General features: G+C 68.8%; 25 protein-coding genes and 1 tRNA gene. 11 read left to right on the top strand and 15 right to left on the bottom strand.

The features are described from left to right. Positions 1-23: 23 nt before the first annotated feature. The 5 genes from HMPREF9336_RS01215 to HMPREF9336_RS01195 all read right to left on the bottom strand — a co-directional run bounded on the left by HMPREF9336_RS01215 (position 24) and on the right by HMPREF9336_RS01195 (position 4,941). Entirely contained in the window at positions 24-467 is a 444-nt protein-coding gene (locus tag HMPREF9336_RS01215; protein WP_021029890.1) for a hypothetical protein, read from the bottom strand. A gap of 17 nt (positions 468-484) precedes the next feature. After that, positions 485-1,792, bottom strand: coding sequence for an MFS transporter (locus HMPREF9336_RS01210; protein ID WP_007472120.1), 1,308 nt, complete (start codon positions 1,790-1,792; stop codon positions 485-487). Between the two features lie 74 nt (positions 1,793-1,866). Continuing rightward, on the bottom strand, positions 1,867-2,640 hold the full coding sequence (locus tag HMPREF9336_RS01205; protein ID WP_007472122.1) for a methyltransferase domain-containing protein: 774 nt from the start codon (positions 2,638-2,640) through the stop codon (positions 1,867-1,869). 38 nt (positions 2,641-2,678) lie between these two features. Next, positions 2,679-4,100: a sugar porter family MFS transporter gene (locus HMPREF9336_RS01200; protein ID WP_007472124.1), complete on the bottom strand. Its 1,422-nt coding sequence runs from the start codon at positions 4,098-4,100 to the stop codon at positions 2,679-2,681. A 13-nt stretch (positions 4,101-4,113) separates the two neighbouring features. Beyond that, entirely contained in the window at positions 4,114-4,941 is an 828-nt protein-coding gene (locus HMPREF9336_RS01195; RefSeq protein ID WP_007472126.1) for an AraC family transcriptional regulator, read from the bottom strand. 55 nt (positions 4,942-4,996) lie between these two features. On the opposite strand from HMPREF9336_RS01195, the gene HMPREF9336_RS01190 reads away from it, so the two are divergent. Continuing rightward, positions 4,997-5,563: a class I SAM-dependent methyltransferase gene (locus tag HMPREF9336_RS01190; RefSeq protein WP_007472128.1), complete on the top strand. Its 567-nt coding sequence runs from the start codon at positions 4,997-4,999 to the stop codon at positions 5,561-5,563. On the opposite strand, the gene HMPREF9336_RS01185 is transcribed toward HMPREF9336_RS01190, so the two are convergent. From HMPREF9336_RS01185 to HMPREF9336_RS18195, 4 genes are read right to left on the bottom strand one after another with little or no spacing between them, the layout of a single operon-like run. Then, complete coding sequence (locus HMPREF9336_RS01185; protein ID WP_007472130.1) at positions 5,560-6,399, bottom strand: TIGR03620 family F420-dependent LLM class oxidoreductase; 840 nt, start codon at positions 6,397-6,399, stop codon at positions 5,560-5,562. The genes HMPREF9336_RS01190 and HMPREF9336_RS01185 overlap by 4 nt on opposite strands. Next, positions 6,396-7,244, bottom strand: coding sequence for a TIGR03620 family F420-dependent LLM class oxidoreductase (locus HMPREF9336_RS01180; protein ID WP_007472132.1), 849 nt, complete (start codon positions 7,242-7,244; stop codon positions 6,396-6,398). Before HMPREF9336_RS01180 ends, HMPREF9336_RS01185 begins: the two co-directional genes overlap by 4 nt. Before the next feature lie 28 nt (positions 7,245-7,272). Then, complete coding sequence (locus HMPREF9336_RS01175; RefSeq protein WP_007472134.1) at positions 7,273-7,581, bottom strand: transposase; 309 nt, start codon at positions 7,579-7,581, stop codon at positions 7,273-7,275. 23 nt (positions 7,582-7,604) lie between these two features. Further along, positions 7,605-7,964: a hypothetical protein gene (locus HMPREF9336_RS18195; protein ID WP_040584524.1), complete on the bottom strand. Its 360-nt coding sequence runs from the start codon at positions 7,962-7,964 to the stop codon at positions 7,605-7,607. A gap of 36 nt (positions 7,965-8,000) precedes the next feature. On the opposite strand from HMPREF9336_RS18195, the gene HMPREF9336_RS18190 reads away from it, so the two are divergent. Beyond that, positions 8,001-8,330, top strand: a complete 330-nt coding sequence (locus HMPREF9336_RS18190) for a hypothetical protein (RefSeq protein WP_040584523.1) — start codon at positions 8,001-8,003, stop codon at positions 8,328-8,330. Between the two features lie 206 nt (positions 8,331-8,536). Here the strand turns inward: HMPREF9336_RS18190 and HMPREF9336_RS01160 are convergent, their stop codons facing one another. After that, positions 8,537-8,827 (bottom strand): MspA family porin, encoded by a 291-nt coding sequence (locus HMPREF9336_RS01160; RefSeq protein ID WP_280110252.1) that lies wholly within the window; start codon positions 8,825-8,827, stop codon positions 8,537-8,539. A 354-nt stretch (positions 8,828-9,181) separates the two neighbouring features. Here HMPREF9336_RS01160 and HMPREF9336_RS01155 point away from each other — a divergent pair, with 354 nt between their 5' ends. After that, positions 9,182-10,261, top strand: a complete 1,080-nt coding sequence (locus HMPREF9336_RS01155; protein WP_007472139.1) for an adenylate/guanylate cyclase domain-containing protein — start codon at positions 9,182-9,184, stop codon at positions 10,259-10,261. On the opposite strand, the gene HMPREF9336_RS01150 is transcribed toward HMPREF9336_RS01155, so the two are convergent. Then, positions 10,258-13,086, bottom strand: a complete 2,829-nt coding sequence (locus tag HMPREF9336_RS01150; RefSeq protein ID WP_007472142.1) for a glycoside hydrolase family 2 protein — start codon at positions 13,084-13,086, stop codon at positions 10,258-10,260. The two genes, HMPREF9336_RS01155 and HMPREF9336_RS01150, sit on opposite strands and share 4 nt — an antisense overlap. 365 nt (positions 13,087-13,451) lie before the next feature. Continuing rightward, positions 13,452-13,526: transfer RNA gene (locus HMPREF9336_RS01145), tRNA-Thr, on the bottom strand. Positions 13,527-13,618: 92 nt separating this feature from the next. Between HMPREF9336_RS01145 and HMPREF9336_RS01140 the strand changes: the two genes are divergently transcribed. Together HMPREF9336_RS01140 and HMPREF9336_RS01135 are read left to right on the top strand one after the other, a co-directional pair. Next, complete coding sequence (locus tag HMPREF9336_RS01140) at positions 13,619-13,807, top strand: hypothetical protein (protein WP_007472143.1); 189 nt, start codon at positions 13,619-13,621, stop codon at positions 13,805-13,807. Next, positions 13,800-15,296, top strand: coding sequence for an alpha,alpha-trehalose-phosphate synthase (UDP-forming) (locus HMPREF9336_RS01135; protein ID WP_021029885.1), 1,497 nt, complete (start codon positions 13,800-13,802; stop codon positions 15,294-15,296). The genes HMPREF9336_RS01140 and HMPREF9336_RS01135 overlap by 8 nt, the downstream gene beginning before the upstream one ends. Before the next feature lie 9 nt (positions 15,297-15,305). Here the strand turns inward: HMPREF9336_RS01135 and HMPREF9336_RS01130 are convergent, their stop codons facing one another. Continuing rightward, complete coding sequence (locus tag HMPREF9336_RS01130) at positions 15,306-16,493, bottom strand: MFS transporter (protein ID WP_021029884.1); 1,188 nt, start codon at positions 16,491-16,493, stop codon at positions 15,306-15,308. Positions 16,494-16,634: 141 nt separating this feature from the next. On the opposite strand from HMPREF9336_RS01130, the gene HMPREF9336_RS01125 reads away from it, so the two are divergent. Next, positions 16,635-17,390 carry an AraC family transcriptional regulator gene (locus tag HMPREF9336_RS01125; RefSeq protein ID WP_007472150.1) on the top strand — a complete coding sequence of 252 codons (756 nt, stop codon included), beginning with the start codon at positions 16,635-16,637 and terminating at the stop codon, positions 17,388-17,390. Positions 17,391-17,515: 125 nt separating this feature from the next. On the opposite strand, the gene HMPREF9336_RS19150 is transcribed toward HMPREF9336_RS01125, so the two are convergent. Together HMPREF9336_RS19150 and HMPREF9336_RS01120 are read right to left on the bottom strand one after the other, a co-directional pair. Then, complete coding sequence (locus tag HMPREF9336_RS19150; protein WP_280110246.1) at positions 17,516-17,644, bottom strand: hypothetical protein; 129 nt, start codon at positions 17,642-17,644, stop codon at positions 17,516-17,518. 61 nt (positions 17,645-17,705) lie between these two features. Continuing rightward, the gene (locus HMPREF9336_RS01120) at positions 17,706-18,152 is read right to left on the bottom strand and encodes a DUF5319 domain-containing protein (RefSeq protein ID WP_051357101.1); all 447 of its coding nucleotides are present in this window, start codon (positions 18,150-18,152) and stop codon (positions 17,706-17,708) included. Between HMPREF9336_RS01120 and guaB the strand changes: the two genes are divergently transcribed. From guaB to HMPREF9336_RS01095, 5 genes are all read left to right on the top strand, one after another. After that, positions 18,151-19,689, top strand: a complete 1,539-nt coding sequence (gene guaB / locus HMPREF9336_RS01115; protein ID WP_021029883.1) for an IMP dehydrogenase — start codon at positions 18,151-18,153, stop codon at positions 19,687-19,689. The genes HMPREF9336_RS01120 and guaB overlap by 2 nt on opposite strands. Positions 19,690-19,716: 27 nt before the next feature. Next, complete coding sequence (locus HMPREF9336_RS01110) at positions 19,717-20,865, top strand: GuaB3 family IMP dehydrogenase-related protein (RefSeq protein ID WP_007472156.1); 1,149 nt, start codon at positions 19,717-19,719, stop codon at positions 20,863-20,865. 109 nt (positions 20,866-20,974) lie between these two features. Continuing rightward, complete coding sequence (locus tag HMPREF9336_RS01105; RefSeq protein ID WP_007472158.1) at positions 20,975-22,672, top strand: FAD-dependent oxidoreductase; 1,698 nt, start codon at positions 20,975-20,977, stop codon at positions 22,670-22,672. A gap of 48 nt (positions 22,673-22,720) precedes the next feature. Beyond that, positions 22,721-22,993: a hypothetical protein gene (locus HMPREF9336_RS18185; RefSeq protein ID WP_156920259.1), complete on the top strand. Its 273-nt coding sequence runs from the start codon at positions 22,721-22,723 to the stop codon at positions 22,991-22,993. Positions 22,994-23,006: 13 nt separating this feature from the next. Further along, positions 23,007-23,519 carry a hypothetical protein gene (locus tag HMPREF9336_RS01095; protein ID WP_007472160.1) on the top strand — a complete coding sequence of 171 codons (513 nt, stop codon included), beginning with the start codon at positions 23,007-23,009 and terminating at the stop codon, positions 23,517-23,519. The last annotated feature ends 9 nt before the right edge of the window (positions 23,520-23,528 follow it).

Genomic DNA, 23,528 nt, shown 5'->3' with positions numbered 1-23,528 from the left:
GCGCGCGCATACGCCTCAGACTCTCACCAGTCGGGCCCGTCCGCGACCTGGGCGCGAGCCCGCTTGCGCCGAACGTACACGGCCCACACCGCCAAGGGAGCGAGGGTCGACAGCAGGATGAGCAGCATCCAGCCGAAACCGTAGAGCCGCGAGAACTCCTGCTGCGCGAGCATCGCGCACACGAACCAGATCATGTAGGGGTACTCGCGCCACGACCACAGGTCCAACGCTTCCCGCCACGCCCCCCAGTCCCGCCAGCTGCGCCCTCGCGCGGGCGTCCTGGTTTTGATCCGCGCCACCGCCCATGCCAGAGCGGCGACGGCGCACAGCAGCAAGGACGCGGCGACCCAAAGCGACGGCGGGCGCTGCTGCAACACGGCTCCGGCCCCTCCAATCGCGACCACGCACGCGAACCACGCCGACGCGATGTTCCACAGCGAGACCCCGCCCCGCACGCCCTCAGCCATGTCCGCAAGTGTAACTCTCAGGCGGAGGACGCGCCCGCAACGTCGGAGCGCAGCCACAGCGCGGACGCGGAGGCCGCGACGAGCGCGCCGCAGACGCAGAGCACCACCCAGGACGGGGCGACCTTGCCCTCGCTCGGATCCGCGAGCGAGCCGGCGAGCGCGACCCCGACGCCGATCCCGAGCTGCCTGCACGTGGCGACGACCCCGCTGGCCGCGCCCGCGTTCGCGCCCATCCCGGCGATCCCCATGATGGCAGTCGGCGCGTTCGCCAGCCCCAGCCCCGCCCCGAAGAGCGCGACGCCGACGAGCGTTTCCCACGAGGTCGGGCTGAAAGCGAGGAGCGTGGCTCCCGAGGCCGCGATGCCGAGCCCGCCCGCGAACAGCGGCGGGATCGTCCCGACCCTGGCCACCGCCCGACCGCTGATCGCGGAGCAGACGAACGTCCCCACCGCCATCGGGAGCAGATACAACCCGGCTGCCGTCGCCGACAGCCCGAACGAGGCCTGCAGGGAGAGCGACAAGGCGAAGACCAAGACGCCCTGGCCGCCCGCTCCGGCGAAACCGCACAGGTTCGCCACCACGTACTGCGGATTGCGGAACGAGCGCACGTCGATGAACGGGTGCTCGGCGCGGGACATCGCCGCCACCGCAGCGGCGGCGCACACGCCGGACGCGCCAAACGCCGCCCAGATCCACGGCGAGCCCGCCCCGAGCCTCGGCAGCTCGATGATCGCGAGCACGAGCGCGAACATGGCCCCGACCGTGCAGGCCTGGCCCCGAATGTCCAGACGGCGGCCCCGGTCGCCGAAAGACTCCGGGAGGAAACGGGCCGCCCAGACCGCGACGGCGCAGACCGGGACATTGATCCAAAAGATCGACGGCCAGCCGGCGGAGTCGACCAGGAAGCCGCCGAGGACCGGGCCGAGCGCCATCGCGACGCCGAGGACCGCGCCCCAGACCCCCATCGCCCGTGCCCGCCTGGCCGGATCGACATAGACGTTCGCGATGATGGCCAAGGCGACCGGGTTGAGCATGGAGCCGCCGAAGCCTTGCAGCACCCGCGCCGCGATCAGCACGTGGATCGTCGGGGCCGCGCTGCACAAAAGCGAGCCCAGCCCGAACAGGACAAGGCCAAAGCGGAAGAAACGCCGCCTGCCGCCCCGGTCCGCGAGCACGCCGCTAGAGATCAGGAAGCTGGCCATGGCGAGCGCGTAGCCGTCGATGATCCACTGCATCGAGCCCTCGTCGCCGCCGATGCCCTTGCTGATCGCGGGCAGGGCGACATTGACGATGCTCGCGTCCAGGATGACGACGAAAATGCTCACACAGCAGATGACGAGGACGACGGCCGGCCGAACCGGCCTCTGCGCCGCCGGAGCAGCCGGCGCGGGCCGACCCGTCACGCTTTGACCGCGACGCAGAAGATCCTGCGGAACGGGAACGGGGTGAACTCCCCCGCCTTCGGGTACGCCATCCGCACCAGGCCCGCGTACTCCCGCTCGAACTGCGCGGCTTCTTCCTCGGACAGCTTGTCGAGCACCGGCCGCAAGCCGGTGCCGCGCACCCAGTTGAGCACGGGGTCCTCGCCCTCGAGCAGGTGGACGTACGTGCTCTCCCACGCGTCCGGGACCAAGCCCGAGGACAAAGCGAGACGCGCATATTGCTCGGCGCTGTCGGTGCTGTCGCCGCCGCGCAGCACGCCGTCGAGCTTCGGCTTCCACTTCGGCCCCTGCGCGAGCGTGCGCATCAGCACATGCGAGGGGGAGAGGAAGTTCCCCGGCACTTGCCATGCGATCGCCCCGCCCTGGTTGAGCTGCCCGGCCCACGCGGCGATCAGCTCACGGTGCTGCGGCAGCCATTGCAGCGCCGCGTTCGTGAAGAGGAGGTCGACGCCCTCGGCGGAGAACCCGGCGATGTCGCCGAGCTCGACGCGCACGTTCCCAGGCAGGTCGGCGGCGGCTTCGGCCACCATCGCGGGCGAGGAGTCGACCCCGACCACCTCGGCCTGCGGCCAACGCTCGCCGAGCGCCGCCGTGAGCCGCCCGGTGGCGCAGCCGAGGTCCACGACTTTCTTCGGCGCGATGTCCGGGACGCGGGCGAGCAGGTCGAAATAGGCGCGGTCGCGCTGATCGCTGAACCGGTGGTAGACGTTCGGATCCCATGAAGTCGCCATAGGCTCATTCTGTCACCGGGCCATCCGGGCGAGCCGGATCAGGCCTCTTCGAGCGTCCTCCCCTTCGTCTCGCGCACCAGGAACTGCACGAAGACGAACGAGACCGCAGCGAAGAGCGCGTAGCCCACGTAGGTGAGCGAGAGGTTCCAGGCGGACAGGCTGGGGAACGAGATGGTGATCAGCCAGTTCGCGATCCAGTTGCAGGCGGTCGCCAGGGAGACCGCGGCGGCGCGGATGCGCGCCGGGAACATCTCGCCGAGGAGCACCCACAGCACCACGCCCCAGGAGAGCGCGAAGAAGAACACGAACACGTGCGCCGCCACCAGCGCCGTCAGACCGGCTTCGCGCGGGAGGAAGTCGTGGCCGTCTTGGACCCCGAGGCGGCTGAACGCCCAGGCCTCGGCTCCCAGAGCGACAGCCATGCCCGCAGAGCCCACGAGCAGCAGCGCCTTGCGCCCGATCTTGTCGATGAGGGCGATGGCGATGAAGGTTCCGACAATATTGATGACGGCGGTCGAGAAGCTGCGCAACAGCGAGTCGGACTGGTTCGAGCCGACCGACTGCCACAGCGTCGCGGAGTAATAGAAGACGACGTTGATGCCGACGAGCTGCTGGAACACCGCCATGCCGATCCCGACCCAGACCACAAGGGGCAGGATGAACGTGCCCCCGATCAGATCCCGGAAACTCGGCTTGTGGTCGGCGGCGATGGCGGAGCGGACCTCGCGCACGCGCGCCTCGACGTCGACCTGGGGGCCTTCGAGCTCGGCGAACACTTCGCGGGCCCGTTCGTCTTGCCCGTTGGCGACGAGGAACCTCGGCGACTCCGGGATCGTGGAGGCCAGCAGGAAATAGACCAGCGCGGGGATCGAGCACGCCCCGAGCATCCACTGCCACGCCTCGATACCGGACAGCGCGTTGCGGACCGAGCCGCCCGCCGCAGCGGCGATCAGGTAGTTGACCAACTGGGAGACCGCGATGCCGACGACGATGGCCAGCTGTTGCAGCGACGAGAGCCTGCCCCGGTACGCGGGCGGCGAGACCTCGGCGATGTACAGGGGGCCGATGACCGAAGCGACGCCGATGGCCGTCCCGCCGAGCACCCGCCAGAACGCGAGCAGCCACACCGTGCCGGGGAACATGGACCCGAGCGCGCTGACAAGGAACAAGAGCGCCGCGACGCGCATGACCGTGCGCCGGCCGAGCTGTTCGGCGAGCCTGCCCGCGCCCATCGCCCCCGCCGCGCAGCCCAGCAACGCGGTCGAAACGATGGCCCCGACCGCGAAAGCGTCGATGGCGAAATAGCTTTTGACACCCGAGACCGCGCCGTTGATCACCGCCGTGTCGTAGCCGAACAGGAATCCGCTCATCGCCGCGGACGCGGACACGAAGAGCACTTTCACCAGCGGCGGTCGCGGCGGTTCCGCCGCATGCCGCCCCGGTGTGAGCTGGCTGACCATCGGCTCAGCATAGTCACGAGAAATAGCGCCCCGGCGACACCCCGACCGCGCGGCGGAAGGCGGCGGCGAAAGCGCTCGCCGAGCAATACCCGATCCGCTCGGCGACGCGCTCGACGGTCTTGCCCTCCGCAAGCAACGGCAACGCGGCGCGCAACCGGACTTGCGTGCGCCACTGCCCGAAGCTGAGCCCCGTCTCGGCGGCCCAGAGCCGGGCGAGCGTCCGTTCCGACGCTCCGGCCTCACGGGCCAGGTCCCGCAGCACCGTGTCGTCCGAGGGGTTCGCGACCAGACGTTTCGCCAGCCGCGCCGCTCGCGGGTCGCTGGGCATGGGGGCGCGGATCGGAATCACCGACATCGGTTCGAGCAGGTCGATCACCACAGCCTCCGCCCGCTCCCTGGCGTGGGGCGCGAGGTCCGCGCGGAGCAGATGCTCCAGCAGCTCGCGCAGCAACGGGCCGACCCGGACCAGCTGCGGGGTCCGCCAGCTGCCGTCCGCGACGAACGGGGCCCGGTCCCGCAGTCCTGCCGCGTCGTCGGTCCAGCCGATCGGGCAATAAACCCCGCGCAGCACCGCGCCGCTCATCGCCCCCGTGCGATGGGCGAGGCCCGCGGGCATCCAGAGGGCGCGCGTGGTGGGGAGCACCCAATGCGCCTTGCCCGCCGCGACGGCGACCACGCCGCGCGGGGCCCAGACCAGCTGATGGTGCTCGTCGTGGACGTGCTCGGGGAACCAGTGCCCGGACGGCAGCCGCACGTCGCCGAGGACCATGGCCTCAGAACGCGCCACGAGCCGGTCCGCCAGCCGGGCGGCGGCTGGCAGGTTTTGACCGTTTTGCGACATACCGTGTCAGTTTATCGCCTTTCGGACAGGCGCGAGCCTCGCTACCGTCGAGAGCATGGCTATGAACTGGATACATCAACGCATCTGCAGCTCCGAGAAATGGGCCAGGTCGGTCCGCGAGGAGATACTGCCCTGGGCGCTCTCGGACGTCGCCCTCGGCGAGAACACGCTGGAGATCGGCCCAGGCTACGGGGCGAACCTCAAGGTGCTGGTGGATCAGACCGAGCGCCTCACCGCCGTGGAGATCGACCCGGTGATGGCGGCGGACCTCGAACGCCAGCACGGCTCCCGCGCCAAGATCCTGCAGGGCGACGGCACCGACCTCGACCTGCCGGACTCGGAGTTCAGCTCGGTCGTCTGTTTCACCATGCTCCACCACGTCCCCACCCCCGACGGCCAGAACGACCTGTTCGCCGAGGCGCGGCGCGTGCTCGCCCCCGGCGGCGTGTTCGCCGGATGCGACCTGGTGCACAGCCTGAAGATGCGCGTGCTGCACATCGGCGACACCTACAACCCGGTCCCGCCGCAATCGCTCTCCCAACGACTCGCGATGGCCGGATTCCGCGACGTCGTCACCGACGAGCAGGGCGGCAGGCAGCGCTGGCGGGCCGTCGCGGCCTAGCGCAGCCGCAGCGCTCCGGCGAGGGCGGCCAATCCGGGGATCGGGTCGCCCTCGCCGGGCAGCACCTGCACCGAGACGTGGTCCGCGCCCGCGTCAAGGTGCGCCGCGACCCCCTCGGCGATCCGCTCGGGCGCGCCGTACGAGACCAGCGCGTCGAGCAGCTCGTCCGAAGCCGAATCGCCCACCTGGAGGTCCGGGAAGCCGAACTCGCGCAGCATGTTGACGTAATTGCTCAGCCCGGCGTAGAAGTCGACCGACGCTCGGCCCGCCGCGTGCGCGGCCTCCGGATCGGTCTCGAACACGACCTTGTGCTCGGGGGCGAGCAGCACGTCCGGGCCAAGCGCCTCGCGGGCGTATTTCGTGTGCGCCACGGGGGTGAGGTAGGGATGCGCGACCGCCGTCCGGGCCGCCGACAGTTTGAGCACGCCCGAGCGCAGGGCGGCGAGCGCCATACGGTCCCTCGGCACCCCGGCCCCGTCGAGTTCGTCCAGATACGCGACGAGCGCTTGGTAGGGCGAGGTGTAGACGTCGGCGCTGCGCTCCGGGTGGCCGACGCCGACGCCAAGCAGCAGACGGCCGGGGAAACGCTCCTCAAGCCGGTGGTACGAGGCGGCCACCTCCCGCGCCGGCGCGGTCCAGACGTTCACGATCCCGGAGGCCACGGTGATGGACTCCGAATGCTCCAACACCCGCTCGACGTCGCGCAGGCCCGAGTCGAACACGCCGCCCACCCAGATCGCCCCGTAGCCGAGGCGCTCGACTTGCGCCGCCCTCGCGTTGCCGAAGCGGTCGCCGAGGCTCCATATTCCGACTTTCCCCAGCGGCGGCGTAGTCACGCGCCCGCTCCGGCGACCAGCCGCAGCTGTTCGGCCAGGGCGGCCAATCCGGGGATCGGGTCGCTCGCAGTCGGGATCACCTGGACCGCGACGTGGTCCGCGCCCGCGTCCAGATGCGCCCGCAGGCCGGGGACGATCCCGGCGGGCGTGCCGTACGAGACCAGCGCGTCGAGCCACGCCTCCGTCGGCGGGGCTCCGACTTCCAGGTCGGGGAAGCCGAGTTCCCGCCAGGCGTTCACGTAGTTGCGCAGCCCGAGGTAGAAGCTGCTGACCTGCCCGCCAACCGCGTGCGCCTTGGCCGGATCGGTCTCGAAGACGACCTTCGCCTCCGTCGCCAGCAGCGGACCGGCCCCGAGCCTCTCGCGGGCGAGGCGGGTGTGCGCCACCGGCATGAAGTACGGGTGCGCTCCGGCCGTGCGCTCGGCGGCGAGCTCGAGCATGCGCCCCCGCAGCGCGGCAAGGACGATCCGCTCCTTCGGCACGCCGCCCGCCGCCAACGCGTCCAGGTACGCGACCACGGCCCGGTAGGGGCTCTGGTACTCGGCCTGATGCTCCGGATGGCCCGCACCGATCCCCAACAGGAAGCGCCCTGGGTGGCGTTCTTCGAGCCGGTGGTAGGACTCGACGACCTCGCCGACGGGCGCGGTCCACACGTTCACGATGCCCGAGGCGACGACGATCCGTTCGCTCTCCGCGAGCGCGGCCTCGATCAGCGCGAGGTCCGCAGGCGGGGAGCCGCCGATCCAGATGGCTCCGTAGCCCAGCCGTTCGATCTCGGCGGCCCGCCCCTTGAAGTAGTCGAACGAACCGAAGACGCCGTATTGCCCGATGCGGAGATTGCTCACCTTCGACCCAACCAGGTTCCGCCCGGCGCTATTCCCGCCCTGCCGGGTTTTTCCTCTGCGGAACCGCCTCATGCAGCGCCCCGAACGCGAAACGGTAGATGTCGAGCTCGGCTTCGAGCTGCGCTATCCGACGTTTCGCCATCCCAAGCTCGGTTTTCGCCTCTGGAGTGTTGACGGGCGACACCCGGTTGCGCAGACGGCGGGCTTGCCTGTGCCACGAGTAGACGGTCTGCTGGTTGATGCCGAGGTCTCGTGCCACTTCAGAAACCTTTCGGCCAGATTCTACGAGATTCAGCACTTTCGTCCGGATCTCCGGGGGATAGCTGCTTCGGTTCATCAAAGCTCCTCTCTCGTTCGTGGTCATCGAACAGGGCAGGTGTTGCCTATGGCGAGAAAACCGCCGCTGGCGCGGGCGTTCGCGTCAGAGAGCTTGCCGACCCACTCGTATGGGGCCGGCTTGGCGAGGTCTTGCGCGCGACGGTCGGAGAGGGTCGCGCTGACCTGTCCGAGCGCCGCCTTATACGCTTCGATCTTCGCGCGCTGGTCCGTGTCCTCGACGCCGGACTCCGCGTACACGAGATACTGCTCGACCTGGTTGAGGACATCGAGGTCTTTGTCGACCGCCTGCTCGCCGAGATCCTTGGACGCGAACCCTTGCGACACCGGGACTTGGGCGCTCAACAGGGCGTTGACCCTCTCGACGGCGAATTTGAGCGCCACACAATCCTGCCCGGAGGGCGGACTCGTGTCGTTGTCTTGCGAACCGGCCCCGGTTCGCTCGGCCGGAGCCTGCTGCTGGTCCGAGTCCGAGCTTTGGCCGGGCTCAGGCTCTTGTTCCGAGACGCCGGGGAAGTCGCCTTGCTGCGGGATGCTGGGGAAGTCGGGGTCCGCCTTGGCCGGGCCGGGTTGCGGCTGAGCGCGCCGGGCTGCAGAGCGTTCGTCCCCGGACGCAAGCTGCTGGTGCCCGTGCTCAGCTCCGTGGAGAGCGGAGCGAGCGAGCCGGGCACTGTGCTCGATATCAGGCCGGGGATCGGCGAACTCGCCCATGGGTTCGGCCCCCCGGAGAACGGGCTGGTCTCCCCATAGATCCCGCCAGCCCCGGTGGGATCCGCCACTGGCGCGGAGGGATCCGCCCCCGCAGCAGAGACGCCGAGCAGCCCGTGGGCGAACAACGCCCCGACGAACACAGATGTCGCTTTCCAAGATTTCATGAGATTGACCTTTCTCTTTCGTAAGGTATGGGCGATGGGCCCGGAAGGCCCCGAGGCCCGGCCTTGGGGCCTTCCGAGTTGTTAGATCGGGTATTCGGTGCCGTACGTGGCGAGCGTGGAATGGGAGTAATCCGTGGTCACGCTCAGCAGGGCGAAGGAGCGCACGTTGACCGGCCCCCCGCAAGCGTCGATCTTCACATTCACATTGCGCACCCGCAGCCGCGCTTCGCTGCCCTTGAGCGGAATCCGGTCCATCGGAATCGCGACGATCCCGCCAGGACGCAACGTGAACTGGATGTTCCCGCCGATCGAACCGCCAAGCGATTGCGTCGACTGGGCCAAGCCGCCCGCCGCGCCGCCGACGTCAGCGATCTCCGGAGCGAGAATCGCGCGCCCGACGCCGTTCGCCGGCGATGCTTTATTCCCAGCGAATGGAATCCATTCCGAACAATGTTTTCAGCAAGGATTCGATAAGAATTCGGAGGCGGGCGCGCGAGTTGGAAAATCCGCCGAGGCAACAGAAAGAGAAATGCTCCCCTCCAAGCCTTCCGAAATATCTGATTTGAAATATCCGACTTTTCCCGAGAATCCTGGAACCCGCGTCCGAGGCATTGTCCTCCTGATCTTCGGCAAAGCCTCGCGGGCCGTTCCCGTCGCCTGTGCCGCGGCCGCCGCGAGCGCCGAGCGCCTGTGACCCCGTCGACAGGCGGGGATAGGCTATGCGCCATGGACGAGACCGCTTCGGGTGCTCCGGAGCCATATCGATCGGTCGAAGACGCGGACGACAGCGCTGCGGCCGACCGCCGGACGCTGCGCGGCCAGGTGCAGGACCGGCTGCTCGGCGGCGAGCGCAAATACAACCGCAGGGAGATCGCGGAGCTGATCGGCGTGCAGCCGTACCGCATCGCGCGGCTGTGGGTGGCGTTCGGGTTCGCCACCGACCCCGATCCCGAGGTGAAGATGTTCACCGACGGCGACCTGCAGGCGCTGCGCCTGTTCACCACGCTGGTCGACCGAGACCTGCTCGCCCCGGAAATGGAGTACACCGTGGCCCGGAATCTGGGCCAGAGCTTCGCCAGGATCGCGGAGTGGCAGGCGGAGACCACGTACGACCGGATCCGGGCCGCGGCGCTCGCCCGTCTGCCCGAGGGCGCGGACGAGGCGGAAGTGGTGACGTTGTCCGGCAAACTCGCCGGGACGCTTTTGGACGAGGTCCTGCCCGCCTTCGACTTCGTGCAGAGCTACCTCTGGCGGCGCCATCTCGCGGCGAACGCGCAGCGGGTCGGCGGCCAGACCGAGCACAAGCTCGCCGTCGGGTTCGCCGACATGGTCGGCTACACCCGGCTCACCCGCAGCCTCGACGAGCGCGAGCTGGGCCGGCTCCTCGAGTCCTTCGAGTCCACGGCCACCACGGTGATCACCCAGGAGGGCGGCTGGGTCGTCAAGACCCTCGGCGACGAGATCATGTTCGCCGCCGCCTCCCCGCAGAGCGCGGCGCGGATCGCGCTGGAGCTGCAAGATTTCGTGCCCGACGGCGAGGACGTGCCGCAGCTACGGGTCGGGGTCGCCTACGGCAAGGTGCTCACCAGGTTCGGCGACCTCTACGGGCCGACGGTGAACATCGCCTCGCGGCTGACCACCTCGGCGAAGCCGGGCGGCGTGCTCATCGACGGGGAGCTGGCGGAAGAGATCGTCGAAGAGCACGACATGCACATCAAGCCCTTGCGCCGCCCGCTGCAAGTCCGAGGCTACCGAAGGCTCGACGCGTACGCGCTGCAGTGGCGCCCGCGCCGGTCGTTCCGCTAGTTCACCGTCACCGGAGCCATGTTCACGCCCGAGACGGTGATCTGCTGCTTCTCGTTCGCGCCTGGCGGACTCTCGTAGGTCGCGGTGATCGTCTGCGACTCGCCTGGCAGCAGAGTGATGTCGTTCTGGTCCCACATGGCGAACGCCGCCTTCGGGGCGTCCGCCCGCAGGAAGAACGCGACCGAGTCCGACGTGTTGACAAGGCGCACCGAGACTTTCCCTTGGCTCGGCTCCCCGACGGTCACCGCGACCTGCGCGGGCGGCAGCGCGCGCAGCGCCTTGAAGTCCGCGTACTGCCGCATCGGCGCGTTCGGGAAATTCACCCGGTTGCCCCCGTTCGCCTCCCAGTCCACCTCGTCCGGCACGGCGGAGCGCCAGTACACATTGCGGTCCACCACCTCCTCGCCCCGTTTGAGCAGCACTTCCACGAAAAACACAGGCGCGCCGGCCGGGATGTTCGGCGTCAGCAACCCGTTTCGGACCTCCTGGCTGGCCAGCGCGCCGACCGGCGCGCTCTGGTCGTCGACCACGGTCCCGTCCACGCCCGCCACCTTGGTCTGCACCGTGAGGTCGTCCTGGGAGCCGATCCCGAAGTTGGCCACCGTCACCGTGCTGTCGTCATAGCTCAGCAGGGCGTGCACCGGGCGATTGGCCTCTGCGGCTCCGAAATACGAGCCCGGCTGGTCTCCGTCGCTCCCGTACAACGTCCACAGCAGCGACGGCCACCCCTGGTTGATCATGAAGTACACCAGCCCGGTCGACGGGTTCGCCGGATCGGTCGAGTACCGGATGAACGCCTCGAACTGCGCGCGGACGCTCTCGTAGTTCGCGAGCTGCGCCAACTGCACGAACGTCTCCAAGTCGGTCCACGGCCCGTACCGCTGCGCGAGCGCGGTGGAGAAGTTGTAGAGCGTCCCGAACGCGTACCCGTCGCCCGTCGCGGGCCCGTGCAAGTTCTTCCCGCCCCGCGCGGGCTGGAAGTTCGTGTGGTACTGGTTGTAATTCGGATCCCGCCACAGTTTGTCCAGCTCCTCGGGGGAGAGGAAGCGTTTGAGCGAGGCCAGCGTCGGGATGCTGTCCCCCGCCCCCTGCTCGCTGCCGAAGCCCCGCGAGCCGCTCACATTCGTCAACGTCTCGTTGTTGGGGCCGATGTGGCCGTGCTCGTACCAGAAATACGGGGGGACCCAGTCGTACGGGCCTTCCCGTTGCCCCGACCACTCCAGCGTCGGAGTGTTCTTGTACATCGCGGACGCGATGATCGGGACGTCGAACTCCGACTCGTTGAAGCCGCGCAGCGTCGCCCGCTCCTGCTTCGGCGTCGGCTCGTTGTCGCTCCACCCGTAAGTGATCACGCTCGGATGGTCGCGCTCGTGCTCCCCGATGCTCCGCGCCGACTCGTAGATGATGCGCTCGTCCCGGTCGGTGAGCATCGAATCGCTCGGCGGCTGCCACGCGTTGCAGCACATGAACCCGCCGAGCACCAAGATCCCCGCCCGGTCCATCTGCTCGTAGAAATCGTCCGGCTGGTCGTGGCCCTCCAACCGGATCGCGTTCAGGCCGAGATTGCGCACCAGCGCCACCTGCCGCGCCACGTCCTGCTTCGAATACCGCAGGAACAGATCCGGCGCGGACTCCCCGCCCCGGATCAACAGCGGCTTGCCGTTGATGCTGAACTGCCGCCATCCGCCGGGAGCCTCGGGAGTCTCGCCGACCAGCTTCGACTCCACCGTCCTGATCCCGAACGTCTCGCGCGAGGTGTCCGTCACGACCCCGTTCTGCAGCACGGCGACTTCGAGGGTGTACAGCGGCTGGTCCCCCATCGAATACGGCCACCAGACCTTCGGGCGCTGGATCGTCGCCGGATCGAAGACCACGTCCTTGAAGTTCTGGTCCGACGGCAAGTTCACAGCGGCCTGCAGCTCCACCGGCGGGCCGCCGTCGGGCGGGATGATCTTGGCGCGGACCTCCCCGCGCTGCGGCTGGTCCACGTGTTTGACGATCCGGGTCTTGACCGTGAGCTCGCTCTGCGAAAGGTCCGGGGCGTTCTTCTGCACGACATGCGTGTTCGTCTGGCCGAGCGCCCCGGTGACGCGCAGACTGATCGGGTACTGAACCCCCGTGTTGTTGTCCGGCGGGATCTGGCTCCAGTCCGCGCTGGAGGTGGTGAACATCCCCGCCGGGTCGTTCGGGTACACCATGAGGGCGAACGAGTTCTTGCCCGGACGCAGCCGCTCGGTCACGTCCAGCACGTGCTTCGCGTACGCGCCGCTGATCATCTCGCTGGTGGCGATCTGCACGCCGTTCAGCCACACGTCGGCCTCGCCCATCACGCCGGGGATCGAAATCTGGGCCCGCTGCCCCGGCTCCAGCCCCGGCCCGATGTCGAAATCGGTCCGGTACCACCACGGCACGGCGAAACGAGGCACCTCGACCGGCCCCGGCGCGGTGACATAGCCGAAACAGTCGCGCATATTCTGCGAGTAGAAGACGTTCGGGCACTCCCCGTTCTGCAACAGCGCGTTGATGAGCGTCCCAGGAGCCCCCGCGTCGTCCGGCTTCACCACCAGCCAGCCCTTGTTGCCCGTATGCGCAGGGTCCGAGACCTGCGACGGACGGTCGGCGGTGTCCGAGCTGCTGATCACCTGCCAGCCGTTGGCCCCGAGCACCGTCGTCCCGATCCGACTGCCTTGGATCGGCTGGACCGGCAACTCCTGCCCCGGAGCGCGCTTGGCGGCGAGGACGAGGAAGGCCGCGACCGCAGCAGCGCAGACCAACGCCAGCACCAAGATGAGCACGACCGTTCGCCTGGTACGGGCACCTTGCATGGACAGTCGTTCTTTCGCTCAGTCGACGTTCGGGCGACAGCGCCCCGCAGAGCCGAGGTTGGGAACCGGCCCCACGACCGCCTGTTCCCAACACAGGAACTCCACCTGGGGCAATGCTATCGCATCCGCACGCCGGGCGGCAACGGACGCTCGCCAAGGGCAGCCGACGACGTGCGAGTTCCCGCTCGATCGCCATGCCCGGCGCGACGGACGGCTCCGCCTCCCCGCGCAGATCGGAAAATTCAGCTCGACAGCTGTTCGTCCGCCGCGAGCCCCGGCCAGGACTAGCTGCGCGAAGCCAAAGCCATGATCGGCAACATCGAAATCACACCCCTCGCTGACCTGCGGCGAAGACGCGCGGCCCGTGGAGCCGAAGGTGGGAATTGAACCCACGACCGCCTGTTTACAAGACAGGTGCTCTGCCTCTGAGCTACTCCGGCGAACCTCCGTGGAGGGATGTCCAGCATACCTGACTGGCCGCCACAGAGTAGAATAGACCGCTGACGGCCCGAAAGCTGGAGAAAGGCGAAGCATGCCCACGAAGGAACCGGACGTGGTGTCCGAGGGGGACCTCGATCTCGACGAGGAGCTCGAGCCACTGGCCGACGAGACGGCCCTGCAGGCCAGGCGCGTGGTCGCGGCCTACGCGAAAGACGTCGACGAGTGCCGCACCCTGCTGGCGATGCTCGGGATTGGGCCGACGCAGCGCGCCGATGTCTGACGGTCCCGTGTCTGGAGCCGGGGAGACCGGCGCGGGGAAGTTCGTCATCGTCGCCAACCGGCTCCCGGTGGACTGGGAGCGCACCCCCGACGGGTCGGGCCGATGGCGGCGCAGCCCCGGCGGCCTGGTCACCGCGCTCGAACCCCTGTTGCGCGAGCGGGGCGGAGCCTGGGTCGGCTGGCCCGGCACGACCGACCCTCGGGTCGGCGAGGCTCCGATCACGTTCGACGACGGGCTCACCATGCAGCCGGTGCGGCTGACCGGACAAGAAGTCGCCGACTACTACGAGGGCTTCTCCAACGCCACGCTGTGGCCGCTCTATCACAATCTCATCGTCAAACCCGAGTTCTACCGGCAGTGGTGGAACTCGTATGTGGAGATCAACCGCCGGTTCGCCCAGGTCGCGAGCGAGTCCGCCGCGCCGGGTGCCACGGTCTGGGTGCAGGACTACCAGTTGCAGCTGGTGCCGAAAATGCTGCGCATGCTCCGCCCGGACCTCACCATCGGCTTCTTCCTGCACATCCCCTTCCCGCCGGTGGAGCTGTTCATGCAGCTGCCGTGGCGGCGCGAGGTCGTGGAGGGGCTGCTCGGAGCCGACCTCATCGGGTTCCAGCGCCCGCAAGCGGCGCAAAACTTCCTCTGGCTGGCCCGCGAGCTCACCGGGCAGGAGACCTCGCGCAACTCGGTCGGCGTGCGCGGCCGCTTCGGCGTGGTCCGGTCGGGCTTCCGCTCGGTCCGCGTCGGCGCGTTCCCGATCTCCATCGCCTCCGCCGAGATCGACCAGCAGTCCAAGACCCGCGCGGTGCGCACTCGCGCCCTCGCGATCCGCGACGAGCTGGGCAACCCCGACCGCATCCTGCTCGGGGTGGACCGGCTCGACTACACCAAGGGCATCGACGTGCGGCTCAACGCCATCGAAGAGCTCTTGGAAGAGAAGCGCATGGACCCCGAGCGGACCGTGTTCGTGCAGCTCGCCACCCCGAGCCGGGAGCGCGTGGAGAGCTATCAGACGCTGCGGGCGGAGATCGAGCGCGAAGTCGGCAAGATCAACGGCGAGCACGGCCAGGTCGGCCGCCCCGTGGTGCATTACCTGCACCGGCCGGTCGCGAGGGAGGAGCTGCTCGCGTTCTACGTCGCCGCCGACGCCATGCTCGTCACCCCGCTCGCCGACGGCATGAACCTGGTCGCCAAGGAGTACATCGCCTGCCGCAGCGACCTTGGCGGCTCCCTGGTGCTCAGCGAGTTCGCGGGAGCCGCCGCCGAGCTGCGCCAGGCCTACCTGGTCAACCCCTTCCACCTGGACGGCGTGAAAGACAGCATCGTCGCCGCGATGGAGCAAAGCTCCACCGAGGGGCGCCGCCGGATGCGGGCGCTGCGCCGCCAGGTCCTCTCGCACGACGTCGGGCGCTGGGCCCGGTCCTTCCTCGAAGCGCTGGCCGGCCAGATCGACGAGACCGCGCCGCTGGAGTCCGAGGAAGAACCGGCCTGACGCCGCCTGCTACGAGGCCTCCTCGTGCTCCGGCTCGGGCAGCCACAGCGCCAGGCCCAGCGCTATCGCGGGGACCGCGCACAACACTGTGAACACCGCGGCCGGTCCGTACGTGTTCGCGATCGCGCCGAACGCGGGCAAGAACACCCCGCCGATGCTCACCGCGAGGCCGAGCGTCACGCCCGAAGCCGTGCCCGGACGGGACGGGAGATAGTCCTGCCCGAGCTTCACCAGCACCGCGAACGGGATGTTCACCGCCACTCCCGCGAGCACCGCGCAGCCCAGCGCGAGATGCGGCTCCGCGACCAGCCGCAACGCCGCCAGCGCCGGAATCGCCGCCACGCTGCCCCAGCGCGTCGCGCGGGCCAGGCCCACCCGGTCGCCGAGCCGCCCGCCCGCCAACGTGCCGAGGACGCCGCCGACCAGGAAGCAGGTCAACGCCGCCCCTGCGAGGCTCTTCGAGGCACCGAGGCAGTCGATCCAGTACAGCCCGACGAAGGTGTTCACCCCGAAGAAGACCACCGAACGGACCACCTCCACGCACGTCAGAATCGCGAACGGCCCCCACCGGTCCCGGCCCGCGCGCTGCTGCGCCTCGCCCGGCTGCGCGCTGCGACGGGCCTCGTGCCGCCACAAGACGAACGCCATCAGCACAGCTGGCGGGACGAACAAAGCCATGCCCGCGAGGCCCAACGACACCAACGCCGGGGTGGCCAGCGCCGGGGCGAGGAAGAAGCCGATACTGCCGCCCGCCGCGAACAAGCTCATCGCCGTCGTGCTGTGCCGCGCGTCCCTGCGAGCCCCCCTGCCTGCGGCGGGATGGAACGCGGCGACGCCCAGTCCCGACAACAGCAGCAACGCCCACACCAGCGGATAGCCCGGCGCGATCCCGGCCAAACCCGCTCCCGCCGCCGCCAGCGCGAGGCCGACCGGCGCGAGCCACGGCAGGTGGCGGCGATCCGCCAGCAGCCCGAAAAGCGGCTGCGGCAGCGAACTGCCGAGCGCCGCCGCCAGCGCCAGCCCGGACGCGGCCAGGTAGCTGTAGTGACGCCCGACGACGAAGAACGGAATCGAGGCGGGGATCAGCCCCTGGTAAAAATCGTCCACCGCGTGCGCCGCCAGCCACACCCGCATCCGCTGCCACGCCGACCGCTCGACGACGGCCTCGTCCGCCGTCATCGTGCTCTCCATATCCATCTTGATGCTCACCGCTGCTCCAACTCGCATAGCTCCTGAATTTCCATACGCCGGCCAGCCGCCTGGAACGGCACGCTGACCTCGGCGGATCTCACTGTATGGGTAGCGCGCTGGTGCGTACTTCCGATATTCTGCCAATTTATGTCGGATTACAGCCAGGATCGCGTCGCGACTTCCGCGAACCTGCACGAAGCGGGCGAACGCATCGCCCGCCACCGGCATAGAAAGCATCAGATCGTCTACTCCAGCCGAGGAGCCGTCGCAGTCACCACGCCGAAGGGCACATGGATCGCGCCGAAGGACCGAGCAGTCTGGATCCCCGCCAACACCTGGCACGAGCACCGGTTCTACGGCAACACCCAGTTCCACGGCGTGGCGTTCGACCCATCGGATTGCGGCGACGACCGGCCCCGCCCCGCCGTCGTCACCGTGACCCCGCTGCTGCGAGAGCTCATCATCGCGTGCTCCGAGTCCGAGCGCCTCGCCCACGACGAAGCCGCACGACTGCGGGCCGTGCTCCTCGACCAGCTGCGCCACTGCCCCGAGATCCCGCTCAGCCTAGCCGCCCCGCAAGACCCCCGGCTCCTCCGCGCCCTTGAGATCATCGAGACCTCGCTCGCCGACCCCATCAGCCTCGACAAACTCGCCGCGCGGATCGGCATGGGAGAGCGCACCCTCAGCCGGGCCATCCGCGCCGAACTGGGCATGTCCTACCCCCAGTGGCGCGCGCAGATCCGGCTTTTCCACGCGACCATCCACCTCGCCAAAGGCTCTTCGGTGACCGAGACCGCCGTCCGCTGCGGCTGGGCGACCCCGAGCGCGTTCATCGACGCCTACCGTCAGGCCTTCGGGCGCACCCCCGGATCCCGGACCGGACGGGAAACGTCCTCCGTCTGACGGCAATACCCTGCTCAGTCGGGTCGTTCGTGCCGGTTCTCGCTCGGCGGTAGCAGCCGGGGCGGTGTTGCGCCTCAAGCGCCGGCGGGCCGGGGCAGCGCTGGTCGCGGACGTTCACATGAATTTCAACGGCCAAGATGGGACGGTAGCGCTCTGGCGTGGTGGTGAAGCGGGATGTTTTTCGACGCTTTCGCCAGGTTCTTGTAGTGCTCGGTCATGTTCTCCTCCGCAACGATCCCCGCACCCTCGTTCATACGTTCGATTCTATCAGAAAGTGTTGCACGTCGCAATAGAGGGGGCGTGGGAACCGGAGAATCAGCGCCGACGGCGGCGGGTAGTCCACGACTCGTGCAGGTGCGCGTCCCGATAGCCCCGGCAGTAGTCCCAGCTCACATAATCTCTCGGGTCCGGCTCGAACGGCGGCTCGTGCGGGGCGGTCGTGCCCGCGCGCAGCAACTGCTTGAGATTCGACCGGAGCATGTCCCAATCGTGGTAATGCTCCTCATGGCACTCGTCACACAGAATGACCAAACCCCGGATCCCCCTGGGCCGCAAAAGCTCCTCGAACGCGCTCAGATCGAGCAAATCCTCCTCGATCGCCTCCCGCTCTTGCTCGTCAATCGGGGTCGCCACGTCCTCGTCTTCGAACTCCGCCCACCCCGAAGCGCTCAGACCGTGGAAGGGCGTGTCGCGGTCGAACGGGTCGTGGGGCAGGTCCTCGTGCACATCTTCCACACTACCCTTTCTCCCACCGATTACCATGTCAAGTGTGAACATCGCACTGCCCGAAGCCCCCACCCCGACCGGCGGAGACGACCCGACCAAGATCGCGATGCTCGGGTTGACCTTTGACGATGTGCTCCTGCTCCCCTCCGAGTCGGACGTGATGCCCGCGGAGGCCGACACCTCGAGCCAGCTGACGTCGAAGATCCGGTTGCGCGTGCCGCTGGTGAGCTCCGCGATGGACACCGTGACCGAGGCGCGGATGGCCATCGCCATGGCCCGCGCGGGCGGGCTGGGCGTGCTGCACCGCAACCTCTCCGCCTCGGAGCAGGCGCAGGCGGTGGAGACGGTGAAGCGGTCCGAGGCGGGCATGGTCACCGACCCTGTGACGTGCCGCCCGGACATGACCCTCGCCGAGGTGGACGCCCTGTGCGCCCGGTACCGGATCAGCGGCCTTCCGGTGGTCTCCAACGACGGGCGGCTCGTCGGCATCATCACGAACCGGGACATGCGCTTCGAGGTGGACCAGAACCGGACCGTCGACGAGGTGATGACCAAGCAGCCGCTGGTCACCGCCCCGCAAGGGGTCACAGCCGCGGCCGCGCTCGGCATCCTGCGCAGGCACAAGATCGAGAAGCTGCCGGTGGTCTCCGGTGACGGCTCGCTCACCGGGCTGATCACCGTCAAAGACTTCGCGAAGACCGAGCAATACCCGAACGCGACCAAGGACGAGGACGGTCGCCTACTGGTCGGGGCCGCCGTCGGCGTCGGGGACGAGGCGTGGGAGCGGGCCATGGCCCTCGCGGACGCCGGCGTGGACGTGCTCTTCGTCGATACCGCGCACGGCCACAGCCGGAAAGTGCTGGAAATGGTCTCCAAGCTCGTCGCGGAGCTCGGCGAGCGGGTGGAGATCGTCGGCGGGAACGTCGCGACCCGCCAGGCTGCGGCGGCGCTGGTCGCCGCTGGCGCGAAAGCGGTGAAGGTGGGCGTCGGACCGGGCTCCATCTGCACCACGCGCGTCGTCGCCGGAGTCGGGGCTCCGCAGATCACCGCGATCCTCGAAGCCGCCGCCGGCTGCCGGGCCTCGGGGGTGCCGGTGATCGCGGACGGCGGGCTGCAGTCCTCCGGCGACATCGCGAAGGCGCTCGCCGCGGGAGCCTCAACCGTCATGGTCGGCTCCCTGCTCGCGGGCACCAGCGAGTCCCCCGGCGAAGTGATCTTCGTCGGCGGCAAGCAGTACAAGAGCTACCGGGGCATGGGCTCGCTCGGCGCGATGTCGAGCCGGGGCAAGGCGAAGTCGTACTCCCGCGACCGCTACTTCCAAGACGACGAGCTGGCCGAGGACAAACTGGTGCCGGAGGGCATCGAGGGCCGGGTGCCGTTCAAAGGCCCGCTGCCCAGCGTCATCCACCAGCTCACCGGCGGGCTGCGCGCCGCGATGGGCTACACCGGGTCGACCACCATCGAAGAGCTCCAGCAGGCGAAGTTCGTCCGGATCACGGCGGCGGGCCTGCGCGAGAGCCATCCGCACGACATCACCATGACCGCGGAAGCCCCGAACTACGCGCAACGATAGGACCAACGGCGGGTAGACTCACTCGACATGGATCAACTCGTCGAGATCGGCAAGGGCCGAACGGCTCGTCGGACCTACCAGCTCGACGACATCAGCATCGTCCCGTCCCGGCGGACGCGTTCCTCGAAGCATGTGTCCACCTCGTGGCGGCTCGACGCGTACTCGTTCGACTTCCCGCTCGTCGCGCACCCGACCGACGCGGTCGTCTCGCCGTCGACCGCCACGCAGCTCGGCAAGCTCGGCGGCCTCGGCGTGCTCAACGGCGAGGGCCTCTGGTCGCGGCACAGCAACGTGGACCAGCTCTTAGCGCAGGTGGCCGAGGTCGCCGGGGGCGACGCGGACCCGCGCAAGGCCGTCCGCCTGCTCCAGGAGCTCCATAGCGCGCCGATCCAGCACGACTTGCTGGCTTTGGCCGTGCGGACCGTCAAAGACGCGGGGGTCACCACCGCCGTGCGCGTGAGCCCGCAGAACGCGCGCGAGCTCACCCCCGTGCTCCTGCACGCGGGCATCGACCTCCTGGTCATCCAGGGCACCATCATCTCCGCCGAGCACGTCACGCAGGACGCGGCGGATCCGATCAACCTCAAGACGTTCATCGGGGAACTCGACGTCCCCGTCATCGCGGGCGGGGTGAGCGACTACCGCACCGCGCTGCACCTGATGCGGACCGGAGCCGCCGGGGTGATCGTCGGCTACGGCTCCACCGAGGGCGTCACCACCAGCGAAGACGTCTTGGGCATCGGCGTGCCGATGGCCACAGCCATCGCGGACGCGGCCGCCGCGCGGCGCGATTACCTCGACGAGACCGGCGGGCGCTACGTGCACGTCATCGCGGACGGCGACATCATCAGCTCCGGCCAGCTCGCCAAGGCCATCGCCTGCGGAGCCGACGCCGCCATGCTCGGAGTCCCCTTCGCCCAAGCGGTCGAAGCCCCCGGCCTCGGCTGGTACTGGCCCTCCGCCGTCGCGCACCCTTCGGTGCCGAGGGGCGCGGTCGCCCCGATCGACGTCGCCGAGGACGAGGACCGCCCGACGCTCGAGCAAGTCCTCTTCGGCCCGTCGGAAGACCCGTTCGGCACGACGAATCTGGTCGGCGGGCTGCGTCGCGCCATGGCCAAGTCCGGCTACAGCGACATCAAGGAGTTCCAGAAGGTGGGACTCTCGGTCGGGGTTTGACAAAGGCTACCCTTATGTCAAACAGGCGAGCGGCCTAGTGTAATTTCGATAACACCACAGCCCCATACCGCCCTCGCCCCATTCCTCGTGTTCGAAAGAGGCCGCCAGCATGCCCGAAAAACGTGATTTCGACGTCCTTGTCATCGGTTCTGGATTCGGGGGCTCTGTCACCGCGCTGCGGCTCGCGGAGAAGGGCTACAGCGTGGCCGTCCTCGAAGCGGGGAGGCGGTTCGAGGACGACGAGCTCCCCAAGACCAACTGGAACATCCGCAAGTTCCTCTGGGCCCCCAAGCTCGGCGCGTTCGGCATCCAGCGCCTCCACTTCCTGCCCGACTGCACCGTCCTCGCCGGGGCCGGGGTCGGCGGCGGGTCGCTGAACTACGCCAACACTCTTTACATCCCGAAAGACCCGTTCTTCAACGACCCGCAGTGGGCGCACATCACCGACTGGAAGTCGGAGCTGGCCCCGCATTACGCGCAGGCGCAGAAGATGCTCGGCGTGACGATCAACCCCGCGCCGACGCATTCGGACCGGGTCATGCAAGCGGTCGCCGAGGACATGGGCGTCGGCGACACCTTCGTCTCCACCCCGGTCGGCGTGTTCTTCGACAAGCCCGGCTTCACCGTCCCCGACCCCTTCTTCGGCGGGGCCGGTCCCGCCCGGACCGGCTGCACCGAGTGCGGCTCGTGCATGACCGGCTGCCGGGTCGGCGCGAAGAACACCCTGGTCAAAAACTATCTCGCCCTCGCGGAGAAGGCCGGGGCGAAGGTCTTCCCGCTCACCGAGGTCCGCCAGGCGCGCCAGCTGGCGGACGGAACCTGGGAGGTTCGCACCCGCCACCCCGGCTCCTGGTTCGGCAAAGCAAAGCAGGTCTTCACCGCGCGCAATGTCGTGGTCGCGGCTGGCACCTGGGGCTCGCAGCAACTGCTGCACCGGATGAAGTCCGAGGGCGTGCTGCCGAAACTGTCCGACCAGCTCGGCCAGCTCACCCGGAGCAACTCCGAGTCCATCCTCGGCGCGGCGCGCCCCAAGGTGGACGAGGACGACAACCTGAGCCAGGGCGTCGCGATCACCTCCTCCTTCCACCCGGAGGAGAACACCCATATCGAGCCGGTCCGCTACGGCAAGGGCGCGAACGCGATGTTCCTGCTCGGAGCCTTGCTGACCGACGGCGACGGCAAGGGGCCGCGTTGGCTGACCTACCTGCGCGAGCTCATCCGCGATCCGAGGCCCCAGCTCATGGTGTTCAAGCTGCGCCGGATGAGCGAGCGCACCATCATCGTGCTCGTCATGCAGACCCTGGACAACTCGCTGACCACCTTCGTCAAGCGCGGCCTGTTCGGACGCTTCAAGATCTCGTCCAAGCAGGGCCACGGCGAACCCAACCCGACCTGGATCCCCAAAGGCAACGAGGCCGCGCGGCGGATCGCCGAGAAGATCGGCGGCAGGCCCTTCGGGACGTGGCCCGACGTCTTCAACCTCACGCTGACCGCGCACTTCATCGGCGGCGCGGCGATCTCCGACTCCCCGGAGAAAGGCGTCATCGACCCGTACCACCGAGTCTGGGGCTATCCGACCCTGTTCGTGACGGACGGGGCCGCGATTTCCGCGAACCTCGGCGTGAACCCCTCCCTGTCGATCACCGCGCAGGCCGAACGCGCCGCCTCGCTGTGGCCGAACAAGGGCGAGGAAGACCCCCGCCCCGCCCAAGGCCAGCCGTACCAGCGCCTTGAGCCGGTCGCTCCGAAGAACCCGCAGGTGCCCGCCAGCGCACCGGCTGCGCTGCAGTGGCCGACGGTGCGCTGACCGCTGGCACGACGCGGCTAGTCGCTTCGGATTGTCTACGATGGCCGGATGGAACGGACGGCGCTTTCGCAACTCACCCGGCCCCGCACCCTCTCGGCAGGCTGCCTCGCCGCAGCCGGCGCGCTGGCCGTCATTGGGCTGCCCGCCTCGGCCCATTCCGAGCCGTCGCCATCCCTAGCGCTCGATCGCACGGTGACCAGCACCTCGACCAGGACGAGCACCCACACCACGACGGTGACCACTACCCACACCACGACGGTGACCATCACTGGCACCCCTCCGAACACCACAACGCCGCCGACGGCGGCGGACCCCTCCTGATACCCTCTCGCGTATGAAGGCGCGCTGGTGGGCAATCTCGATCTTCGTGGTCGTCCTCGTGCTTGGAACCTGCGGGTTCAGCGGCTGGTTGGCGCTGCGCGCGCTCGAAACCGGATTGCAGGGCCACGGCGACACGCCCATGTCCCGTGAGCGCGCACGCTGGTTGCTGCCGAAGGAGATCACCGATTTCCGGCTCGTCTCCGGCTGGTACTTCGACGGCGGCTTCCATCCGGGGACCGACCCGAGGAACATCCACGCGCGCATCAGACAAGCGGACGTCCCCGCGCTCGACGCGGCGCTGACGAAGGACGAGCATCCCCGCCTTGTTTTCGGCGAGCCGACCGAGATCGACGCGCATTTCGACCTCGAAACGAAAGCCAAGCCGACCGTCCCCGCCGGGAGCGTCGCCTGGGGCAGGCTCGGCCAGTACGGAGAGAACTACTTCGTGCTCTGCCCGCCGAGCCCGCCGCAGCCCGGCGACGGCGGCTTTGCCGTGGACTTCTACTACGTCGGCGAGGTGCATTAAGCCTGCTAC

It is taken from the genome of Segniliparus rugosus ATCC BAA-974 (genome assembly GCF_000185725.2).
Taxonomy (GTDB): Bacteria; Actinomycetota; Actinomycetes; order Mycobacteriales; family Mycobacteriaceae; genus Segniliparus; species Segniliparus rugosus.
The sequence above is the reverse complement of the archived record's forward strand: the minus strand, read 5'-3'. Positions and strand labels throughout refer to the sequence as shown.

What these genes read in the sequence shown, in the direction of transcription:
- HMPREF9336_RS01215 (WP_021029890.1), bottom strand. Translation starts at nt 467, where the DNA reads ATGGCTGAGGGCGTGCGGGGCGGGGTCTCGCTGTGGAACATCGCGTCG.
- HMPREF9336_RS01205 (WP_007472122.1), bottom strand. Translation starts at nt 2,640, where the DNA reads ATGGCGACTTCATGGGATCCGAACGTCTACCACCGGTTCAGCGATCAG.
- HMPREF9336_RS01200 (WP_007472124.1), bottom strand. Translation starts at nt 4,100, where the DNA reads ATGGTCAGCCAGCTCACACCGGGGCGGCATGCGGCGGAACCGCCGCGA.
- HMPREF9336_RS01195 (WP_007472126.1), bottom strand. Translation starts at nt 4,941, where the DNA reads ATGTCGCAAAACGGTCAAAACCTGCCAGCCGCCGCCCGGCTGGCGGAC.
- HMPREF9336_RS01190 (WP_007472128.1), top strand. Translation starts at nt 4,997, where the DNA reads ATGGCTATGAACTGGATACATCAACGCATCTGCAGCTCCGAGAAATGG.
- HMPREF9336_RS01175 (WP_007472134.1), bottom strand. Translation starts at nt 7,581, where the DNA reads ATGAACCGAAGCAGCTATCCCCCGGAGATCCGGACGAAAGTGCTGAAT.
- HMPREF9336_RS01155 (WP_007472139.1), top strand. Translation starts at nt 9,182, where the DNA reads ATGGACGAGACCGCTTCGGGTGCTCCGGAGCCATATCGATCGGTCGAA.
- HMPREF9336_RS01150 (WP_007472142.1), bottom strand. Translation starts at nt 13,086, where the DNA reads ATGCAAGGTGCCCGTACCAGGCGAACGGTCGTGCTCATCTTGGTGCTG.
- HMPREF9336_RS01140 (WP_007472143.1), top strand. Translation starts at nt 13,619, where the DNA reads ATGCCCACGAAGGAACCGGACGTGGTGTCCGAGGGGGACCTCGATCTC.
- HMPREF9336_RS01135 (WP_021029885.1), top strand. Translation starts at nt 13,800, where the DNA reads ATGTCTGACGGTCCCGTGTCTGGAGCCGGGGAGACCGGCGCGGGGAAG.
- HMPREF9336_RS01130 (WP_021029884.1), bottom strand. Translation starts at nt 16,493, where the DNA reads ATGGATATGGAGAGCACGATGACGGCGGACGAGGCCGTCGTCGAGCGG.
- HMPREF9336_RS01125 (WP_007472150.1), top strand. Translation starts at nt 16,635, where the DNA reads ATGTCGGATTACAGCCAGGATCGCGTCGCGACTTCCGCGAACCTGCAC.
- HMPREF9336_RS19150 (WP_280110246.1), bottom strand. Translation starts at nt 17,644, where the DNA reads ATGAACGAGGGTGCGGGGATCGTTGCGGAGGAGAACATGACCGAGCAC.
- guaB (WP_021029883.1), top strand. Translation starts at nt 18,151, where the DNA reads ATGTCAAGTGTGAACATCGCACTGCCCGAAGCCCCCACCCCGACCGGC.
- HMPREF9336_RS01120 (WP_051357101.1), bottom strand. Translation starts at nt 18,152, where the DNA reads ATGGTAATCGGTGGGAGAAAGGGTAGTGTGGAAGATGTGCACGAGGAC.
- HMPREF9336_RS01110 (WP_007472156.1), top strand. Translation starts at nt 19,717, where the DNA reads ATGGATCAACTCGTCGAGATCGGCAAGGGCCGAACGGCTCGTCGGACC.
- HMPREF9336_RS01105 (WP_007472158.1), top strand. Translation starts at nt 20,975, where the DNA reads ATGCCCGAAAAACGTGATTTCGACGTCCTTGTCATCGGTTCTGGATTC.
- HMPREF9336_RS18185 (WP_156920259.1), top strand. Translation starts at nt 22,721, where the DNA reads ATGGAACGGACGGCGCTTTCGCAACTCACCCGGCCCCGCACCCTCTCG.
- HMPREF9336_RS01095 (WP_007472160.1), top strand. Translation starts at nt 23,007, where the DNA reads ATGAAGGCGCGCTGGTGGGCAATCTCGATCTTCGTGGTCGTCCTCGTG.